Genomic DNA, 22,234 nt, shown 5'->3' on the forward strand with positions numbered 1-22,234 from the left:
AGTGTAAAGGTTTTTAATTCAGTTAGAAAGAAGATGAAAAAATATTTAAGTGTCATATTACTGTTTTTTGGAATTTCATTAGCTGCACAAAAAGCACAGAACCCTGTAATTTTTGCAGATGTTCCTGATTTGTCCATCATTAGAATTGGCAGTGATTATTTTATGAGCAGTACGACGATGCACATGAGCCCGGGCGTTCCAATTATGAAATCAAAAGATTTAATTAACTGGAAAATAATAAATTATGCTTCTAATACTTTAGGAAATACAGACGAACTAAATCTGGATAATGACAAAAACAACTATGGTCGAGGCTCTTGGGCAAGTAATATTAGATTTCACAACAATACATTTTATGTAACCACTTTTGCCCAGACTACCGGAAAGACTTATATATACACGACAAAAGATATCGAAAAAGGACCTTGGAAAGAAATTAGTTTTAGTCCGGCATATCACGATCACAGTATTTTGTTTGATGATGATGCCAGCGTTTATATGGTCTATGGAAATGGTAAACTTTTTATCAAAGAACTAAAGTCAGATTTATCAGGAATAAAAGAAAACGGGTTAAATCAGGTTTTAATCGAAAATGCCAGCAGTCCGGCAGGAAATGCTATTATGCTTGGCGCAGAAGGTTCTCAATTGTATAAAATAAAAGGTAAATATTATCTATTTAATATTGTCTGGCCAAAAAACGGAATGCGCACAGTGCTTATTCACAGAGCCGATAAAATTACGGGGCCATGGGAAGGGAAGATTGGCTTGCAGGATTTAGGAGTCGCACAAGGAGGTTTAATTGATACTCCAGACGGAAAATGGTTTTCGTACTTATTTAGAGACTACGGAGGCGTAGGACGTATTCCGTATTTTATTCCGGTTAAATGGGAAGACGGCTGGCCAGTTTTGGGCGAAAACAACAAAGTGCCCCAATATTTAGATTTACCTGAAAGTAAAGGATTAATTCCGGGAATTGTGAATTCAGATGATTTTAATCGAAAAAAAGGAGACAACGATTTGCCCTTAGTCTGGCAATGGAACCACAATCCAGATAATTCATTTTGGTCAGTTAAAGAAAGAAAAGGTTATTTAAGATTAAAAACAGCTTCGATAACAAACACTTTTACCCAGGCTAAAAATACGCTCACACAAAGAACGTTTGGGCCAGAATGTTCAGGAATAACTCTGCTGGAAGTTTTTAAAATGAAAGAAGGTGATTTTGCAGGGCTTTCTTTACTTCAAAAAGATTTTGGTCTGGTTGGCATAAAAGCCGAAAATGGATCAAAAAGAATTGTCATGGTTGAAACCATAGATGGCATTTCAAAAGAAATTCAAAGCGTTCCCTTCACCGGAAATAAAATCTATTTTAAAGCAGCATGCAATTTTAAAGACAAAGCAGATTTGGGCCGGTTTTACTATAGTCTGGATGGAAAAGAATGGATTGGTATAGGAAACGTAATAAAACTGCCCTATACGCTTCCTCATTTTATGGGCTATCGATTTGGTCTTTTTAATTATGCAGAGAAAGATTTAGGAGGTTATGTTGATTTTGATTATTTCCATCTTGACAATAAAAATTAAATGATAAACGAAGAGTAAAATCTTTAATCAAAAGAAAAAACATGAAAAATAATTATCTATATCTTTTAAGTTTACTATGCTTTTTCAATTTAAACGCACAGCAGTATCCCTATAAAGATCCGTCGCTTAGTTCTAAAAAGCGTGCAGAAGATTTAATTTCCCGATTAACGCTCGAAGAAAAAGCAGCATTAATGTGTGATCAGAGCGATGCTATACCAAGACTGGGAATCAAAAAGTTTAACTGGTGGAGTGAAGCTTTGCACGGTTATGCTAATAACGACAATGTCACTGTTTTTCCAGAACCTATAGGAATGGCGGCTTCATTTGACGATCAGTTGGTTTTTCGTGTATTTGATGCAGTTTCAGATGAAGGCCGTGCAAAATACAATCAATGGATACAAAACGGAAATGAAAACAAACGCTTTTTAAGTCTTTCCGTCTGGACACCAAATGTCAATATTTTTAGAGACCCACGCTGGGGACGCGGACAGGAAACGTATGGAGAAGATCCTTATCTTACTTCAAGAATGGGAGTGTCGGTTGTAAAAGGACTTCAGGGACCAGCAGATGCAAAATACCGTAAGCTTTTGGCTTGTGCCAAACATTTTGCCGTTCATTCCGGCCCAGAATGGAGCAGACATGAATTGAATTTGAATAATGTAAATCCGCGCGAATTATACGAAACGTATCTTCCGGCTTTTAAAGCTTTGGTTCAGGAAGCAGATGTTCGGCAGGTAATGTGTGCGTATCAGCGTTTAGATGATGAACCTTGCTGCAGTAATACAAGACTTTTACAGCAAATTCTTCGCGACGATTGGGGATTTCAATATCTGGTAGTTTCAGACTGCGGCGCGGTTACTGATTTTTATACCACCCATAAAGTTTCATCAGATGATGTGCATGCCGCATCAAAAGCCGTATTGGCAGGAACTGATGTTGAATGTGTTTGGGATAAATACTCTTTTAAAAAATTATCCGAAGCCGTTGAAAAAGATTTAATTAAAGAAGAAGAAATCAATAAAAGCCTGCTTCGTGTTTTAATCGGTCGTTTTGATTTGGGCGAAATGGATGATGACTCGATTGTGCCCTGGACTAAAATTCCGGCAACGGTGCTTAACAGTAAAGAACATCAGCAGTTAGCTTTAGAAATGGCGCAAAAGTCAATGACGCTTTTACAAAATAAAAACAATATTCTTCCTTTAAATAAAGCCATAAATAAAGTGGCCGTTATTGGCCCAAATGCAGATAATGAACCTATGTTGTGGGGAAATTATAACGGAACACCCAATAAAACTATTACGATTAAAAACGGAATTGAAACAAAACTCACTGCAAACAAAGTCCTATACGATAAATCTTGTGATTTAGTCGAGGATAAAGTAACAGATACTTATTTTGATCAATTTTCTTTTGAAGGAAAAAAAGGAATGAAAGCCACTTATTGGAATAATCCGAATAGAGAAGGGAATAGTGTTGTTTCGCAGCAAATTTTAAATCCTATAAAAATGACCACAGCAGGTCAGCATGAATTTGCTTCGGGAGTTAAACTAGAAGGATTTTCGGCAAAATACGAAACCGAATTTACAGCTAAAGAAACTGAAAATCTTGTTTTTAAAACCGGAGCAACAGGAGCTTTTGAATTATTTGTTGATGGAAAATCGATAGCAAAATATACAAACTGGCGAACTGTTCCAGGCAAAATTCCGTTTGCAGTTGAAGCGGGAAAAAAATATAAAATCGAAATTCTTTTTGCCCAGTCAAACGATTGGCAGGCTAATTTAGAATTTGATTTTGGAAAAGAGTTTGATATCGATTTTCAAGGTTTAATTCAAAAACTAAAAGGTATTGATACCGTGATTTTTGCAGGCGGACTTTCGACTTTACTGGAAGGAGAAGAAATGCCTGTTTCTTTTCCCGGTTTTAAAGGCGGCGACCGAACTAATATCGAACTTCCTGCCGTACAGAGAAAATGTTTAAAAGAACTGAAAGCGGCTGGTAAAAAAGTAATTTTTGTAAACTGTTCAGGATCTGCGATTGCTTTAACACCTGAGACAGAAAGCTGTGATGCAATTCTACAGGCTTGGTATCCGGGAGAATCCGGAGGTCAGGCTGTAGCCGATGTTCTTTTTGGAGATTATAATCCAGCGGGAAAACTGCCCGTTTCGTTTTATAAAAACTCAGATAAATTAGGCGACTTCGAAAACTATTCTCTTAAAGGGCGTACGTATCGTTATACGACAGATGTTTTGTTTCCGTTTGGTTTTGGCTTAAGCTATTCTAAATTCGATATACAGGCAGGAAATCTAAGTAAGAACAAGATAAAATCTAATGAAGAAACGCAGCTAAAATTTTCAATAAAAAACACCAGTAAACGTGACGGAACAGAAATTGTTCAGGTTTATGTTCGAAAATTAAATGACGCAGACGGACCGTTAAAAACATTAAAAGCTTTTAAACGAATGGAGTTAAAAGCAGGCGAAAAGCAAAATGTAACGATCAATTTACCGGCTTCTTCATTTGAGTTTTATGATACTAAAACCAGAGCAATGAATATCGCTGCTGGAGAATACGAGGTATATTATGGCAAGAGTTCTGATGCTAAAGATTTAAAAATGACAAAATTAGCTATTCAATAAACTAAATATTGCCTCTCAAATTTATTTACCAATAAAAAAAGTAATTAATATACCCGTTGGGTGTAATTAATTTTAACACATAGAAACATAGATTCTGGCTTCTTAAAAAAGGCGTTTCACTTAGTTAAAATACACAGAGCTTGACTATGTGAAAGAAATGTGTTTCTTTTTGTATTCTTTTTTAGCTATAAAATCTATGTTTCTATGTGTTTAAAAAAAATATTTAGTATTACACCCAATGGGTTAATTAATCTACAGCGAATTATGAGTTTTAAATATGTTATATGTTTATGTCTGTTTAGTTTTTTAAACTTAAATGCACAATCGGTCGTAAAAAGCCCCGACGGAAAGCTTAAAGTTTCTCTTTTTGTTTCTAACGGTCAGCCATTTTACAGCCTTTCTTATAATGAAAAGACGTTTTTAGAAAAGTCACCGCTTGGTTTAAAAACTAATGTTGGGGATTTTACAACAGGATTAGTTTTAAAAACAGATCCAGTTCAAAATAAAATTGACGAAAAATACCAGCTTCCCAATATCAAAAACAGTAATGTGCATTATGAAGCGAATGAAGCTGTTTTTTCTTTTACTAAAGAAAATAAAGCAACGATCGATATTGTATTTAGGGTGAGCAATAACAATGCAGCTTTTAAATATAAGATATATCCGCAAAATGAAAGTCGTTCCTGCGTCATACAGGAAGAAGCTTCAGGTTTTCTTCTGCCGGAAGGCACAACAACATTTCTTTGTCCGCAAAGTAAACCAATGACCGGATTTGCCAGAACGATGCCTAGTTATGAAATGTCATATGCATTAGATGATTCTACGGGAAAAAACGGAATTGGCGAAGGCTACACATTTCCATGTCTTTTCAAAGTAAACAATAACGGCTGGATTTTACTATCAGAAACAGGCGTTGACAGCGGATATTGCGCCAGCAGATTAATAGGGCACGAAAAAGGATTATACAGCATTGGTTTTCCAATGACGGGAGAAAATAACGGAAACGGAACAACTTCGCCAGGCATACCGCTTGTGGGTGAAACGCCGTGGAGAACTATTACAGTTGGCGAAACTCTGGGCCCGATTGTAGAAACAACAATCCCTTTTGATTTGGTTAAACCAAAATACGAAGCCTCAAAAGAGTACCGATATACCAAAGGTTCATGGAGCTGGATTATGAAAATGGATGATAACACTACTTTTCCGGTACAAAAAGAATATATCGATTTTAGTGCAGTAATGGGATATCAGACTATTTTAGTTGATGCGCTTTGGTACACTCAAATCGGAAAAGATAAAATTGCAGAACTGTCGAGATATGGTGCTGAAAAAGGTGTTGGTTTATACTTATGGTACAATTCAAATGGGTATTGGAACGATGCGCCGCAAGGACCAAGAGGAATGATGGACAATAGTATTATTCGTCGTAAGGAAATGGCGTGGTTAAAAAGCATCGATGTAAAAGGCATTAAAGTAGATTTCTTTGGAGGAGACAAACAAGTCACCATGAAGTTATACGAAGATATTTTAAAAGATGCTAATGATTTTGGTTTGATGGTTATTTTTCACGGCTGTACCTTACCGAGAGGCTGGGAACGGATGTATCCCAATTATGCCTCAAGCGAAGCAGTCTTAGCGAGCGAAAACCTGCATTTTGGACAAACAAGCTGTGACAATGAAGCGATTAATGCCGCTACACATACTTTTATTCGAAATACAGTAGCAAGTATGGATTTTGGAGGAAGTGCCTTAAACAAATTTTACAATAGTGAAAACACGCCCAACAAAGGATCAAAACGAATAACTTCAGATGTATTTGCTTTAGCGACGGCTGTACTTTTTCAAAGTGGCGTACAGCATTTTGCATTGGCACCAAACAATTTAAATGATGCTCCGGTCTGGGCCGTAAATTTTATGAAAGAAGTTCCCACGACTTGGGATGAAGTTCGTTTTTTAGAAGGATATCCGGGCAAATATGTAATCCTGGCCCGACGAAAAGGAACGAAGTGGTACATAGCAGGAGTAAACGCTCAAAAAGAAACATTGAGTTTAAAATTGAAACTTCCAATGATTGGTACCAATGCATCATTAACCTGTTATTTTGATGATGAAAAATTAAACGGAAAAGTAAAAACAATCAAATATAAAAGCAATCAGGAAGTTGAAATAAAGATTCCTTTTAATGGAGGAATGCTGCTGGTGAACTAATAAAAAACAAGCAGTCTTTTGCCTTTTAATCTTAAAAAGAAATAGTCTCAAAATTGTGTTTTATTAAACAATATACATTGAATTTTAATTTAATAATCATTTTATAATGTCTTCAAAAAAATGTTTTAGAACCATTGCTATTTTGTTTTTTATAATCAACAGCTTGTTTTCTCAAAATACATTTGAAAACTATCAATTTCGTCTGGTAGATAGTGAGACTTCAAAAAGCGGTATTTATACTATTGCACAAGATCAATTTGGCGTTATGTGGATGGGAACAAATGGAGCAGGTTTATATAAATATGATGGAATAAATTATGTGGGTTACGAGCAGGACTCAAAACGCAGCAATTCTATTAACAGCAATTTAATTTATACGGTTTATGTAGATACGCAAAACCGCTTGTGGGCAGGAACAGATGAAGGATTGTGTCTTTACAACAGGAATTTGGATACTTTTGAGAATATCGACCTTAGAAAACCAAGCCAAAAAGAAACTGTAATTTCGGTAAGAAGCATTATTGAAGACAATAACGGCAATATCTTTTTAGGGACTTTTAATAATGGTCTGTTAAAGTTAAATGTGAAATCAAGGAAAATTACAAGCCTTAAACTCGATACTCCAAATGCCGTAAATTATTTGATTCATTGTTTAGTAAAGGATAAAAAAGGAACAATTTATTTAGGAACCAATTCTGGTTTAAAAGTAGTTGACCCGCTAAAAAATGAAGTTAAAAAAGTAAAAATTGCCCAAAACAATGAATTACTGTCAGGGACAATTATCTCTATGTTTTTTGACAGCAAACAAAACTTATGGATTGGTAATGGATACAAAGGTCTGGTGAAAGCCAGTTTGTATTCTAAAGAAAAACAGGCTGTTACTTTTCCAATTACCAGAAAAAGAATTATGTCGATTGTGGCTGTAGATACTGAAACCATTCTTTGTGCAACAGAAAACGATGGATTAATTATTGTAAATAGTCAGGGTGTTATTCAAAAAAAATACGAAAACAGTAAGTTTAACAGCCGCAGTTTAGGTTCTAATTCTGTCTGGTCGTTATATGTAGACAAAGAAAAAAGAATCTGGCTGGGGTATTATAACAAAGGTTTAGGTGTTTTTGACAGAATAAACAATAAGGTAAAAGGAATTGAAAGTTTAGCCGGAAATACGCAGTCACTCCAAACCAATTGTGTTACCGGAATTGCCAAAGATCATGAAGGTCAGTTGTGGATTTCTATGGAAGGCGGAGGCGTCGATGTATACAATCCGGAAACCAATAACTTTAAACATATTACCAAATCAGACACTCAATTTTATTCTGGATTAACGAATAATAACATTACTAAAGTTTTTATAGATAAAAAACAAAATGTCTGGCTGGCGAGCTGGAATGAGGGAATCTTTTTTTTGAAGAAAGGAAGCCGAAACTTTATTAATTACAACACAAAAAACACTCCTGATCTTGCCTCAGATAATATTATGAGTATTGCCGAAGATTCGAGAGGCGTAATATGGATAGGAACTTTTGCAAAAGGATTACATTATTTTACTCCTTCAGACGGTCGTTTTCATCATTGCAATCAGAAACCATTTTATGCCAACGGAATGGTGAATTTAGACATTAGAAAAGTAATGGTAGATTCAGATGATGCTGTTTGGGTCGGTTCAACAACAGGTTTATACAAAGTAAGCACAAAGGATTTTGTTACTTTTTCTGTGACTTCTTTACGCGATAAAATGTCAGAAAAGCTTAAAAACCATAAAAGTATCCACACTATTAATACTTTGTATCAGGCGAAAAACAAAGAAATTTGGATTGGTACTGATGGCGCAGGATTATTTAGCTACAATAAAAAAACCGATGCTTTAAAATGGTATATAAATTTCAATGGACTTCAAGAAAAATCAATTTCCTCCATTATAGAATCAAATGACGGACGAATCTGGATAAGCGGAAAAAAAGGAATCAGCAGATTGGATTTAAAAAACAAAACAACAGTAAATTATTCTACTTACGACGGTTTGTTTGGAAATGATTTCAATAACAATTCGGTTCTAAAAGATGAAAACGGAATCCTGTATTTTGGAGGCTATGAAGGTTTGAACTATTTTAATCCTGAAAATTTGGTCAAAAGCAAAAAGCAGCTTCCTATTTATTTTACAGATCTGAAACTTTTCAATAAATCAGTAGGACCCCTTGAAAAAAATTCACCGTTAATAAAAGTAATATCAGAAACAAAAAAGATAATTCTTAAACATGATCAGTCTGTTTTTACAATTGATTTTATTGGTATAAATTATTCTTTCCCTGCCAAAAATGAATTTGCTTATTACTTAGAAGGTTTTGAAGATTCATGGAATTATGTGGGCAGTAAAAGCTCTGCAACTTACACCAACTTAGCTCCCGGAAAGTATATTTTTAAAGTTAAAGCATCTGAAAAAAACGGGGCCTGGAGCCAGAAACCATTAGAATTAAAAATTGAAATTTTACCGCCTTGGTGGAAAACATCATTTGCTTATCTCTTTTATTCGCTGTTAGTGCTGGCGGCAATTTATTTCGGAAATCAATATTATCAAAATAGGTTTAAACAGAAACAATTAATACAATTTGAACAGAAAAAAGCAGCTCAGATTGAAAAATTAAATGATAAAAAACTACAGTTCTTTACCAATATTTCCCACGAGTTTAGAACACCGCTTACTTTAATTTTAAATCCTTTAGCAGATATTCTCAAGAACAATACGCAGGAACTTTCAGGCGGTGTTTTGAATAAACTGCAGACAATTCAAAAAAGTTCTGACAGACTTTCAAGATTAATCAACGAGCTGATGGATTTTAATCAGCTTCAGTTTAATAAAATGCCGCTCAAAGTACAGCAATTAGAGGTAGTGGGTTTTACAAAAGAAATTGTAAGCTATTTTGATGAAGAAGCACAAAGCCGCGGAATCCAGCTGCAATTTGAATCTGATAAAAAAGCATTAAACGATTGGGTAGATCCTAAAATGTTTGAAAAAATTATTTTTAATGTAATTTCAAATGCTTTTAAGGTTACTCCTGATAATGGAAAAATAGCAGTAAAAGTAGTAATTGACGAGGAGTTAATTTATTTTCCATTATTACAGCCTGCTTACAGTAATCCTTCTTTTTCGATTATTATTAAAGATACCGGTGCGGGATTGGATAAAAAAGATATTAAGCGAATTTTTGACCGTTTTTATCAGGTAAACAATTTAAATAAAGCGTATTACGGAAGCACAGGAATAGGTTTGGAAGTAGTTCGCGGATTTGTAGAACTGCACAAAGGAGTTATTGAAGTAGAAAGTGCATTGGGAGCCGGAACCACTTTTAAATTAATATTTCCGATTGGAAAAGATTTCTTCAATGAAAATGAAATATTGCAGGAAGAATTTAAAAAAGAGAAAAAAATAAGTTTCACACCAACCATCGAAAAAGAAACCGTTCAATCACCAGATGATCAGGAACAAAAAGATCGTGTTTACACTATTTTGATTGTTGAAGATAATGTAGAATTACGGAATTATTTAAAAAATGAGCTCAAGAAAGAGTATAAAGTAATCACGGCAGAAAATGGTCAGATTGGTTTAGAAACAGCGTTGCAAAAACAGCCTGATTTGATTTTAACAGATGTGATAATGCCTGTTATGAATGGTTTAGAATTATGCAAAAACATTAAGGCAGATTTAAAAACCAGTCATATTCCGTTAATGATGCTGTCTGCAAAAGCATTGGTCAAAGATAAATTAGAAGGAATAGATTCAGGCGCAGATATGTATTTGAGCAAACCATTTGACATGGATATTTTAAGGTCCAGTCTAGTGCAGCTGCTTAAAAGCAGGCAGATTATGTTTAATAAATTCTATAACGGCATTACTCCGAAGGCAAAAGAAAAAACGACCACACTGGATAATGAATTCATAAAAAATGTGCTAAATTATATTAATGAAAATATCAATGAATATGAGTTGAGTGTTGAGGTTTTGGCATCAAAGGTATTTTTAAGCAGAAGCCAGTTGTATCGAAAAATTAAAACCTTAACCGGTGTTTCGGTAAATGAATTTATACGAAATGTTCGTTTAGAAAAAGCCAAAGAATTGATAGAACTGGGCAATGACAATATAGCTGAAATTAGTATTAAAACGGGTTTTAGTTCTCCTTCTTATTTTACAAAATGTTATAAAGAAAAATACGGGCAGCTGCCTACGCACAGCAAATAATTTATTGATTTTGAATTCCACTTAAAGACGGTTTATACCGTCTTTTTTTTGTTTTAATAATTAAAAATCAAAGTAATAAACAGTAAAAGTCATTTTTAGAAATTATGAAATAATTGTAATTAAAGCCTTTTTTTATTTCATGCTTAAAAAAGGAATAACATAATTATTAAAATCCTATTTCTGTTTTATTCGATAAATCGCTCAAAAACCTTCAATATGGCTGTTTCTGTAGATTTCATGCTACAAAATTGATAGTTTTTGCATCATTTTTAATAGACAAAATTTAGGCTAACCTTATATTTTTGGATGTAAGAAAAATTAAATAACCCAGGAAAACAAGTATTAACCTTTTTAAAAATTACAGTATGAATTGAAAACCAAATTATGTATTTAATCCTTATTTGTATTAAAATTTAAGAGCTATAAAAACCACTTTTAAGTTTTAGAATAAGCATTACAATAACTAAAACTTTACAACCAAATAACTATTTAAACTAATCAAAAAACCAATTGAAATGATGTTAAAATTGAAATATGCAATAATCACATTGCTGATAATCAGCAGTCATAATATGATGGCACAGTCAAAGACCATACAAGGGGTAGTTACAGATCCCTCGGGGTTTCCTTTACCGGGTGCCGGTGTTAACGTAGAAGGCTCACAAAACAGTGCCGCTACAGATTTTGACGGGAAGTATACTTTAAAAGGTGTGAACCCTACAGACAAAATTACATTTTCGTTTGTTGGCCTAATTTCACAAACGATCACTGTAGGTACCAGAAATACTATTGATGTTACCTTAGCTTTATCCACACAAAGCTTAAATGAAGTTATTGTAGGTTACGGAACTCAAAAGAGAACCAAGGTAACCGGAGCAATTTCAACAGTAGGTTCAAAAGATATTGCCGCAGTGCCAATTACAAATGCAGAGTCAGCTTTACAAGGGAGAGCCGCGGGTGTTACAGTTGTAAATGGTGCTCCGGGTTCTAATCCTACGGTTACCATTCGTGGTTTGGCTACAATGGGAAATAGTGCTCCTTTATATGTAATTGACGGAGTTTTAACCAGTAACTTATCTGGACTGAGCCCTAATGATATTGAATCGATGTCTGTTTTAAAAGATGCTTCAACAACAGCTTTATACGGTTCAAAAGCTTTTAACGGAGTAATTATGGTTACTACTAAAAAAGGTAAAAAAGGACCAGGGCAGCTAAATTTTAGTACTTACGCAGGTTTTCAAACCATTACAAAAAGATATGACGTTTTAAATACGCAGCAATATCTTCAGTATGCTAAAGATTTAGGAAGTGATTTAACGGCAAGAGCTGCTGAATTTGGCAATACCAATACCAATTGGCAGGATCAAATTTTTCAAAGCGGTGTAATGCAGGATTATAATTTGAGTTTCTCAAATGGTACAGAAACTTCTACGGCCCGTTATTCTGCCGAATATTTGAAACAGGAAGGAGCTGTTATTAATACTGGTTTTGAACGTTATTCGTTTAGAGCTAATAATACGCAGGATATTGGCAGACTTAAGGTAGGAAGCAATATGGGAATATCTTTTAGTAAAATCAATCCGGAGCGTAACTCAGGAGGAAGAACACTATTAGAGCATGCTATTAAAATGGCGCCTTATTTACCGGTTTATAACGGAGCAAATTTAGGAGGCTATCAAGGCCCAAGCGCAATTGATGGTAATGATGCCGAAAATCCTGTTCGTGTAGCTAATTTAGGATATCAAAAAATTAATAATTTATCTATAATAGGAAATATCTACGCTGAATTAGAAATTTACAAAGGCCTGAAATTTAAATCACAAGTTTCATTAGATTACTTTACAAGCAAGGATCATACCTTTATTCCTAGTTTTAATGATGGTTCCTATCATAAACAAGCATTTTCAACAACCAATGAAACAAATACCCAAGGTCAAAATATTGTTTTTGATAATAGTTTAACTTATAAAACTACTATTGCGGCGAAACATAATATTGAGGTATTAGGAGTTATAACTAAAATTGACGGAAAAGGACAGAATTTAGCAGCAGGAAGCCGTTACTATATTTCAAACGAAATTGATCAGCTGAGATATAATGAAGGAAGTTTGAGTTCAGGAAATTTTGAAGAAAAAAATATTGGATATATCGCCCGTATCAATTACGATTACGATGATAAATATATTCTTGCTGTTTCAGGGCGTAGAGATGCTTCATCTCGTTTTGGAGCTAATAACCGCTGGGGTAATTTCTACTCATTTGCTGTGGGATGGAATATAGCCAAAGAAAGTTTTATGGCAGATTCTGTTTTTAGTACACTAAAACTCAGAGCAAGTACAGGAACAACAGGAAATGACAGAATAGACAATTATCAATACGCAGCGACATTACTTGCTGATTATAATTATCCAATTAACGGAGGAAATGCACCAGGTGTTTCTCTTGGCGTTGCTTCTAATCCTGACCTGAAATGGGAATCTAAAAAAGATAGAAACATCGGTTTAGATTTTGGTTTGTTTGATGAAAAATTCACTGGATCTTTTGAATATTTTAATAATAAAAGCAGTGATATTCTTTTTGCAGTTCCGTTAGCGGCCTCTGTAGGATCTGCCGGTGGTGGAACTCAAATTCAAAATATTGCGGATGTAAAGGTATCAGGATATGAAATTTCATTAGGCTATAATGACAGAAAAGGAGATTTTACATGGTCTGCCGTAGCTAATTTAGGAACAAGTAAAAACGAAGTAACAAGTTTAGCGCCGGGAGTAACCAGTGTGTTAGGCGGCCCAACAGCAAGGGCAGGTTTAGAGAACTTCTCAAGACTAGAAGTAGGTCAGCCGTTATTTTACTTTTATGGTTACCAAACAAATGGAATTTATCAAAATCAGGCAGAAGTAGATGCTGTTTTTGGCCCGGGTCAAACTAATATTAAACCGGGAGATATTCGTATTGTGGATCGTGATGGAAATAAAATAATCAATTCAAATGATAAAACTAATATTGGAAATCCATATCCGGATTTTACTTATGGTTTAAATCTTACGGCAGCTTATAAAAATTTTGATTTCAACTGCTTCATAACTGGAGTTCAGGGAAATGATATTTACAATGCCAATAAATTTGATTTAACAGGAATGAATCGTTTGTTTAATGCCAGTACAGAGGTTTTAGACAGAGCAATTGTTGTAAATGGTGTTGTAACCAATCCATCGGCCACTTTGCCTAGAGCGCAGGGAGCAGATATTAACTGGTCTTCGGCTAATCAACGCTATATTGAAGATGGTTCTTATACTAGATTAAAAAATATCACTTTAGGATATACCTTATCTGGAGAAACATTTGACAGCCATTTTTCAAATATTAGATTCTACATAAGTGGTCAAAACCTTATTACGATTACAAATTATTCTGGGTTAGATCCTGAAATTGCACGTGCAGATACTAATGCAAATTCTGCGGGTATCGACTTAGGAAGATATCCACAGCCTAAATCAGTAATTTTTGGACTTGATGTTAAATTTTAATATATAAGATGATGAAAAAAATAAAACATATAGTTGCAGCATTGTTGGGAGTTTTCGCAATAAATTCATGTGACACTTCGGAATTAGAATTAACTAATCCAAACACATTATCTCCCGACACGTTCTTTAAAACCGAAGCGCAGGTAGAATCTGCTGTAAATGCAGCTTATGCAAATTTACAGACAAGAGGATTGTATGCCCGAAATCTTGCTTTTGCCATGGATCTTATGGCGCAGGATGCAGCAGGAAATCCGCAGTTAGAAGGTAATAAAAAACCTTTTCAGGATTTTTCGTTTAATGCAGGAAATGACATTATTCAGTATTATTGGGAATCTTGTTTCCTTGGAATATCCAGAGCTAATTTTGTATTAGATAATGAAGGTAAGATTAATGATTTACCAACTTCAGTTTTATCACAAGCGAAGAAGAATAAATTTTTAGGAGAAGCACACTTTTTAAGAGCTTATTATTATTTTCTTTTAGTGAATCGTTTTGGGGATGTACCCATTTATAAAACCGGAACTATTACAGGCGCTGCAAGAAGTCCTAAAGCAGAAGCTTTTGATTTGATCAGAGCAGATTTAGAATTTGCCTCTCAAAATTTACTGCCTAGAGGTACAGAAGTTGTAGGTAGAGTGACTAAAGAAGCGGCTTATGCTTATTTAGGGAAAGTATTATTATACGAAAAGAAATACGATCTGGCTTTGGCTGCGCTTAATAACGTTACAGGATTCAGTCTTGAAGATAAAGGCAGTTTTTACAACAACTTCATGGAAGAAACGGAGCATGGTAAAGAATCTGTTTTTGAGATTGAATTTAATGAAAACAACGGAACTGGGAACAAATGGGATGATGCAGGAAACAGCGGCGGAACTGGTTTTGCCGAGTCAACGTTGAGAGGACAGGAATATGGTAATTTAAGCTGGTACAACGTATATCCACCAGATGCACTTTTAAATTCCTATGAAGCAGGGGATTTACGTTTTGGAGATACTTTTTATGTGCCGGGTTCTAAATATTTAAACGGAACACGTACAATGACAGCGCAAAACTTTAATACATCTGCAGGTATTAGAAATGCAGGCTGGAAAAAATACCAGAACTATTATAAAAAAGAAGATGAGGCTACACAATCCAGTATTAACTTTAAAGTTATGCGTTATGCAGATGTACTGCTTATGAAAGCCGAATGTGAAAACCAAAGAGACGGAGGTTCACAAACAGCAGCCATAGCCTTTATAAAACAAGTTAGAGATCGTGCAGGTTTAACAACTAATATTACGCCTACAAAAGAAGCTGTTTTCGCTGCAATTGTTCATGAACGTAAAGTAGAATTTGCAGGAGAACAAAGCCGTTTTGACGATATTATGAGATGGGGAAATGCCAGTACAGAATTAGCAAACACTGGTTTTCAGGCAGGTAAAAATGAATTATGGCCAATCCCTAACAGAGAAACATCTTCTAATCCCAATATAAAACCAAGCGATAATAATCCTGGATATTAAATGATTAAATTATGTTAGTTTGAGTTAAGTAAGTTAGTATTTTTGATAAACAGTGCACTTGTAATGCACTGTTTATTTTTTTATGCAATGGCGTAATTAATTTTAGATTTCAGATCTAAAGTTTCAAGTTTCAGGTTGAACTGAGGATATTTTAACGCAAAGTTCGCAAAGGTTTTTACGCAAAGGACGCTAAGTTTTTTTGATAAGCTAGGTTTTTATAAAACCAAAGTTCGCAAAGCTTTATGTTGATACATCTTTGCGAACTTTGTGCATTCTAAATGCAATATATTTCAAAAAAACTTAGCGTGCTTTGCGTTAAAAAAATTACGCGCTAAAACAAACAATCCAAACAACACAAAGCTTTGCGAACTTTGCCGTTTTATAAAACCTCGTATATTAAAAAACCTTGCGCCCTTTGCGTTAAAAAAATTATGCGTTAAAACAAGCAATCCCATTAACATAAAGCTTTGCGAACTTTGCATTTTTATAAAAACTTTATATGCAGAAAAATCTTTGTGTGCTTTGCGTTAAATAAAAAGTTTCAGGTTTCATAATCTACAATCCATAATCTAAAATCTAAAATCTATATTCTTCTTTCCTTCAAATCTGTTTCAATTTGAATTTCCATTTCTTTATCTATTACATAAAAGCATAACAGAACTGCACTTATAATAAATATAAAGCCCGGATAAATACTTATTGAAAGTTTAATCCCTTCAACAGCAGCCGGAACCTGATTGACTTCTTCGGCTACATAACCATACTTTGATAAAAAAGCGGCACCTAAAGCACTTCCAATACTTATTCCGATTTTTAATCCAAAAATCATAGCCGAAAAAACAGTAGCAGTAGCTCTTCGGTTGTTTTTCCATTCGCTGTAATCAGCCACATCGGCAATCATAGCCCACAATAAAGGAATTGTTACTCCGTAGATAAAACCATGTAGTAATTGGGTCAAAAAAACCATTGCAATAGCTGTTCTGCTATAAAAATTAAACAGCAGTAAACTCACAGCAGATAAAAAAATGAAGATGATGTAAATATTTCTTTTACCGAATGAATCTGCAAGAGGTTTTGAAAACAGGATTCCGAATATCATAAAAAGAATCCCTCCGCCATTAAAAAGACTAAAAGCAGAAGTTGGAGCATCTTTTGGCCATTGAAGATTTACAAATCCCATTGCTGTTAAGGAATTATTTACTCTTTCAATTAAAGCTGTAAAACCAATATCATTCAAAAAAAGAGTCTGAGCAGCAGGATCTAAGTAATATTTAAAGTAAAAAACATACATACCGCCCTTTAAAGACAAAGTTATAAATACCAAAATAGTAACTAGTAATATAACCAGCCAGGGTCCATTTTTACACAAATCAATAAAATCCTGCTTCACAGAAGATTCCTGATTTTTTGCAGGAATGATTCTTTCTTTGGTAGTGAAAAAAGTAATCAGAAAACAAATTACTCCAATAAAAGCAAATAGTATCATGGTGTTTTTAAAACCAACTGCTTTATCTCCATTTCCTAAAATTAAAACGAATGGCAATAAAAGCGACTGTACAATAAATTGAGCTATCATAACAGCAACAAAGCGATAGGAGGAAAGACTGTTTCGTTCTTTCATATCACCAGTTAAAACGCCGCTTAAAGCAACATACGGTAAGTTATTTGCGGAATAAAGCAGCACTAAAAAAAAGTAAGTCAGTAATGCATAAGTTGTTTTACCTGTTAATCCAAAATCCGGAGTTAAAAAAGACAACACAGCAGCAATCCCAAAAGGCAAGGCCGTCCATAATATCCAAGGCCTAAACTTTCCCCATCGCGTTTGAGTACGATCAGCAATAACACCCATAATGATATTAAAAAAAGCACCAATAAAACCTCCGGTAAAGATAATAACGCTTGCAGTTCCGGCTGGAATTTTATAAACATCTGTGTAAAAGAAAGCTAAAAAAGTCAGCAAAGTCTGAAAAATCAAATTCGCTGCAAAATCACCTAAACCGTAACCTGTTTTTTCTAGTATAGAAAGCTTTTGGGATGTATTATTCATAAATATTTAAGGATTGCTTTTACAGGTTTATGCCCAGTTATATTAATTGAAGATTAATTTTTAGGTGCATTGCTGTCAAAAAAATAACACTTCATTTTGCTCTATCTGACATGGAATGTTTAATGTAAAAATAGCTTGAAAGTTGAAAAAATGTGTATCATTTTTGAAGCCTATATTAACATATTTGAAGCATGAGTTTGTTTTAAGTAAATCTATTAAATGATTGATCATGAACACAACCAGTTGTTTTTTATATTCTATATTATGACATATACTTGATTTTTATATCTTTTAATTATTGGTATTATTTTTACACAACCAGTTGTGTATTTGTTGTTTTTGTGTATATTTAAATTATTATAAAAGACTAACAAATAAACCCAGGAAATATGACTGTATATCAGATTATTACAAATGAATATTTGATTAAAATCCGACTTTTTATTATCGTTTTTGCCTTTATTCCGGCCTTTACCATTAGTCAAAACAAAAACAAAGCAGATAAACCTCAATACCGTAATCTTTTTGCAGCAGTAGGTTATAGTCAAATTGATATTGATAAGAAATTAACGAAAGCTTATTATGATGTTTTTGAAGGGCCAAATAAAGTGTATTTTGAAGAAGGAGATTCGTTAGGATATGTTTCTGATGTAAAAAATAAAGATGCCCGTACCGAAGGAATGTCCTACGGAATGATGGTTGCTGTTCAGCTCAATAAAAAAGAAGTTTTTGATCGTCTCTGGCGCTGGTCTGTCAAATACATGCAGCATCAGGACGGACCAAGAGAAGCTTATTTTGCATGGAGTGTAGATCCGCAGACCAAAAAACAAAATTCTCCCGGTTCTGCATCTGATGGGGAATTATATTATATAACAAGTCTGCTCTTTGCTTCAAATAAATGGGGCAATGATACAGGAATAAATTATTACAAAGAAGCCAGAAGAATATTAGATGCCATGTGGAAAAAAGACGGTACAGGGAATATCTATAATATTATAAATACCGAACATAAGCAGATTTCTTTTGTACCAGAAGGAGGCGGCTACAATTGGACAGATCCTTCTTATCATGTTCCTGCATTTTACGAAATCTGGGCATTATATGCTAAAGACGGCCACGAACAGTTTTATAAAGAATGTGCCGATGTTTCGCGTAATTTTTTACATAAAGCCTGTCATCCTCTAACAGGTCTAAATTCAGATTATACCGAATTTAATGGAGAACCGCATCCAACGCCCTGGATGCCGCCCGGATTCCGTTATGATTCCTGGCGTGTTCCTATGAATATCGCAATGGATTATACGTGGTATGGAAAAGATAAAAAATGGCAGGAAGATTATGCCAAGCGATTTCAAAATTTCCTGAGATCAAAAGGATTAGATACTTATGAAGATCAGTTTAATCTGGATGGTTCTACTCCTGATTTTATTCTTCAGGCAGGTCCGGTAAAAAAACTCAGACATTCAATTGGGTTAGTAGCAACAGCAGCCACGGCATCGCTGGTAAATAAAGATAAAGAAAGTATGGATTTTGTTCACGCGGTCTGGAATGCTAAACTGGAGCCTTATGAAGATGGTTATTTTGATCCCTATTATGACGGACTAATGTATCTTTTTAGTCTAATGCATCTTAGCGGAAAATATCAAATAATAACTCCGGAAATAAAATAGTTTTTAAACAAAATCCTCTTTCGAACTTTCTTTTGTATATAAAAAGAGTAACAGTATTTGTGCTGTTACTCCTTTTTATAATCAATTTGTTAGCGCAACATATTGATAAAGTCTAAATGGATTTTCTGCTTCGGTAATTAGGAATTGGGCAACATCGGCTCTTGAAATCTTTCCAATTTTCATTCCTTTTTGAAGTCCTGATATTGTTTTATAAGTTGACTGTGCATCTCCGTTCGTTAGCATTCCAGGTCTTATGATTTCCCATTTCATAGTACTATTGGTGATTATTTCTTCCATTACTGTTTTATTGATGTATTGGTCTTTTAGGAATAACGAAATCACCGTTCGCATAAAAAAGCTTAAATAATTTTTACTTTCTCCCGCTCCAAAACCGGTAATAACCAAAACTGGCGAAGAAAATTTTAAATCATCAGTAACCTTAACCAATGCATTGGCAATATCAGAAAATAAGGTAGTTGCTTTTTTATTTTTTGTTCCAACGGTTATAAGTACCGCATCAGATCCAGTTATGGCATGTTTTAAATCTATTAGAGATGTTGCGCTGCCATTTATTTTGATAAGATTGGGATGATTTGGAATGTGATCCGTATTTGTTGATAATGCTGTTACAATGTGGCCTTTTTTAAGAGCCAGTGTAATAGATTCTAGTCCAATTCCTGCTCCGGCTCCTATAATTGCTATATTCATTTTAGTTAGTTGATTTAATTTGCAGATATTTTTCAGTAATACTTTTTTGTGCCACAAGTACACTTTCGCTTCCCCATTTCCATGGAGTTCCTGTTGTTGTTAGGATTTCGGCACCCGCTTCTTTCGCAATAAGCAATCCTGCAATCCAGTTATAAGTGTCGAGATCTTCCTGAACAAACAAATCAATTCTGCCTGCACCAACATAAGCCAATTGCAATCCGTGTGGTCCGTAATTTCTAACAATTCCAAAATTCTGAATCAAATTAGTAACCGTACTACCTATTTTTTTATTTAAATCATTATTTGATTTATCCTGATGTCCATACTCAAAAACGGCTAGCATAACTGACTGATCTGTCTTGTTGCTAAGTTCAAGTAATCTGCCATTCATAAATGCGCCTTCACCATCTTTTGCCCAAAACATTTCATTGGCCAATGGATCAAAAATTACAGAAAATAAAGGTTTTCCATGACGAATAAGCGCCAGATTTATTGTCCATCCTGCAATATGCTGAAGATATTGTATAGCACCATCCATGGCGTCGCAAAGCCAGTACTCTTCATCGCCTGAAGGATTTCTTTGTGAATCAGTATCAAATTCGTCGCCTATTTGCCAGGGAATATTTGGATACTGTAGCGCTAAATCTTCTTTTAAAGAACTCAGACACAAAGTATCGATATCTTCTAATTGTTTTAAAAGCTCATCCATAGTTTGTGGAATCGCATTTTGCTTATAGTCTTTTAAAAAGACGTTTCCCACTTTTCGTACTGCATCTAGTATGATTGGGATATTGATTTCGTTTTGCATATCATTATAAATTAATTACAATGCAAAATTAATTAGAGGATGATCTTTAATGTAGTTTGAATGAAGGGAAGGATAGTCCTAAACACGGAATTTTTTCCTAAATTCAAGAGGAGTAAGGCTGGTTAACTTTTTAAAAAGTTTTCCAAAATAAACAGGCTCGTCATAACCAACCTGATAAGCAATTTCTTTTACGCTGCTGTCTGTAAAGTAAAGCAGTCTTTTGGCTTCCATTATAGATGCCTCTTGAATATGAGCCGAGACCGGACTTCCTGTTAATGATTTTACAGTATCATTTAAATGCGCAGCCGAAATAGAAAGAGCCGAAGCATATTGTGCTGGCTGTTTCCATGTTTTATAATGTTCTTTTGTTAGTTTTATAAAAGCTTCCTTAATGATAATACTGCGACTTTCTTTGGATTTATTAAGAGGTAAATTAGAAACGAGTTCCCCTGAAATTAAATTTAAAAGCGTATTTAATAAATAATGAATACTTTTTTGAATGTAGTTGTTTTTATTTTCAGACTGCACTTTTTCAATTAAATCCATTAGGATTGTAAGCTGTTGAAAAAAGGGAGATTCTTCTTGTAATAAAAAGGGATTATTAATTTTATTTTCTAAAAGCTGCAAGACCTCTTTATTAACCAGCGATGAATCAAAACTAATCATCCATCCTTTCGGGTCTCTTACTGATATAATATGATGTACTTCTTCAGGAAAGATACAAAGTAAGGCAGGTCCGGAAAATTCTATAATTTCAAAATCAATATTTAATTTAAACTTTCCGTTTAAGGCAAACATTAATTGACAATGATCATCCCGATGAGGTTTAGAGATGTCGTGATTCTCTATCTCTTTATCCTCCATATTAACAATAATAATTCCTGCTCTTGCAGAAGGTGGGAGTTCAAATTGTTGAATGTTTTGATTTTGATTTTTCAAGCTTATAATAGTATCATTTATACTGCTTGCAAAAATAGAGATTAAAAAGGTCAAATGTTTCAGATTTCATTCCTAAACGAAATAAAAAAAGCTAACAAGTCTCGCTTAAAAACAGAATATTTGTTACGAAACATGCAGACATATTGTTTTTAAAAATATTTTTTTGCTGAAAAATAATAAAAATAAGAAAAACCTTAAAGGTTTTAAAAAAAAGTTGTCACGCAAACTTAATGTTATCAGAGAGTTAAGAAAAAGTTGCTAAAATATTTTAAAAAAAAGCGATAAAAAGTATTGTAAATACTGATAAACTCACTACTTTTGCACCCGCTTTGAAATACAAGCGAAGTTAAAAAGAAATACACGTTCGTAGA

11 protein-coding genes are annotated in these 22,234 nt (G+C 34.2%); 7 read left to right on the forward strand and 4 right to left on the reverse strand.

Going from position 1 to position 22,234, the window contains the following annotated elements:
* The first annotated feature begins 33 nt into the window (after nt 1-33).
* The 6 genes from ACODSB_RS09885 (at nt 34) to ACODSB_RS09910 (ending at nt 15,691) form a co-directional block, all read left to right on the forward strand.
* Nucleotides 34-1,581 (forward strand): glycoside hydrolase family 43 protein, encoded by a 1,548-nt coding sequence (locus ACODSB_RS09885; RefSeq protein ID WP_488936902.1) that lies wholly within the window; start codon nt 34-36, stop codon nt 1,579-1,581.
* A gap of 41 nt (nt 1,582-1,622) precedes the next feature.
* Nucleotides 1,623-4,217 (forward strand): xylan 1,4-beta-xylosidase, encoded by a 2,595-nt coding sequence (gene xyl3A / locus ACODSB_RS09890; RefSeq protein WP_488936903.1) that lies wholly within the window; start codon nt 1,623-1,625, stop codon nt 4,215-4,217.
* Nucleotides 4,218-4,481: 264 nt separating this feature from the next.
* Complete coding sequence (locus ACODSB_RS09895) at nt 4,482-6,425, forward strand: glycoside hydrolase family 97 protein (protein WP_488936904.1); 1,944 nt, start codon at nt 4,482-4,484, stop codon at nt 6,423-6,425.
* Nucleotides 6,426-6,531: 106 nt separating this feature from the next.
* Nucleotides 6,532-10,662, forward strand: coding sequence for a hybrid sensor histidine kinase/response regulator (locus tag ACODSB_RS09900; protein ID WP_488936905.1), 4,131 nt, complete (start codon nt 6,532-6,534; stop codon nt 10,660-10,662).
* Nucleotides 10,663-11,177: 515 nt separating this feature from the next.
* Nucleotides 11,178-14,186 carry a SusC/RagA family TonB-linked outer membrane protein gene (locus tag ACODSB_RS09905; protein WP_488936906.1) on the forward strand — a complete coding sequence of 1,003 codons (3,009 nt, stop codon included), beginning with the start codon at nt 11,178-11,180 and terminating at the stop codon, nt 14,184-14,186.
* An 8-nt stretch (nt 14,187-14,194) separates the two neighbouring features.
* Entirely contained in the window at nt 14,195-15,691 is a 1,497-nt protein-coding gene (locus ACODSB_RS09910; RefSeq protein ID WP_053470730.1) for a RagB/SusD family nutrient uptake outer membrane protein, read from the forward strand.
* A 583-nt stretch (nt 15,692-16,274) separates the two neighbouring features.
* Here the strand turns inward: ACODSB_RS09910 and ACODSB_RS09915 are convergent.
* On the reverse strand, nt 16,275-17,738 hold the full coding sequence (locus ACODSB_RS09915; protein ID WP_488936907.1) for an MFS transporter: 1,464 nt from the start codon (nt 17,736-17,738) through the stop codon (nt 16,275-16,277).
* Nucleotides 17,739-18,127: 389 nt separating this feature from the next.
* Between ACODSB_RS09915 and ACODSB_RS09920 the strand changes: the two genes are divergently transcribed.
* Nucleotides 18,128-19,408, forward strand: a complete 1,281-nt coding sequence (locus ACODSB_RS09920) for a family 8 glycosyl hydrolase (RefSeq protein ID WP_488936908.1) — start codon at nt 18,128-18,130, stop codon at nt 19,406-19,408.
* An 81-nt stretch (nt 19,409-19,489) separates the two neighbouring features.
* Here ACODSB_RS09920 and ACODSB_RS09925 read toward each other — a convergent pair whose 3' ends face one another.
* From ACODSB_RS09925 to ACODSB_RS09935, 3 genes are all read right to left on the reverse strand, one after another.
* Complete coding sequence (locus ACODSB_RS09925) at nt 19,490-20,116, reverse strand: NAD(P)-dependent oxidoreductase (protein ID WP_488936909.1); 627 nt, start codon at nt 20,114-20,116, stop codon at nt 19,490-19,492.
* Between the two features lies 1 nt (nt 20,117).
* On the reverse strand, nt 20,118-20,924 hold the full coding sequence (locus ACODSB_RS09930; RefSeq protein WP_488936910.1) for an inositol monophosphatase family protein: 807 nt from the start codon (nt 20,922-20,924) through the stop codon (nt 20,118-20,120).
* A gap of 78 nt (nt 20,925-21,002) precedes the next feature.
* Complete coding sequence (locus tag ACODSB_RS09935; protein WP_488936911.1) at nt 21,003-21,917, reverse strand: AraC family transcriptional regulator; 915 nt, start codon at nt 21,915-21,917, stop codon at nt 21,003-21,005.
* Nucleotides 21,918-22,234 lie beyond the last annotated feature (317 nt).

The organism is Flavobacterium sp. FG68 (assembly GCF_057808895.1).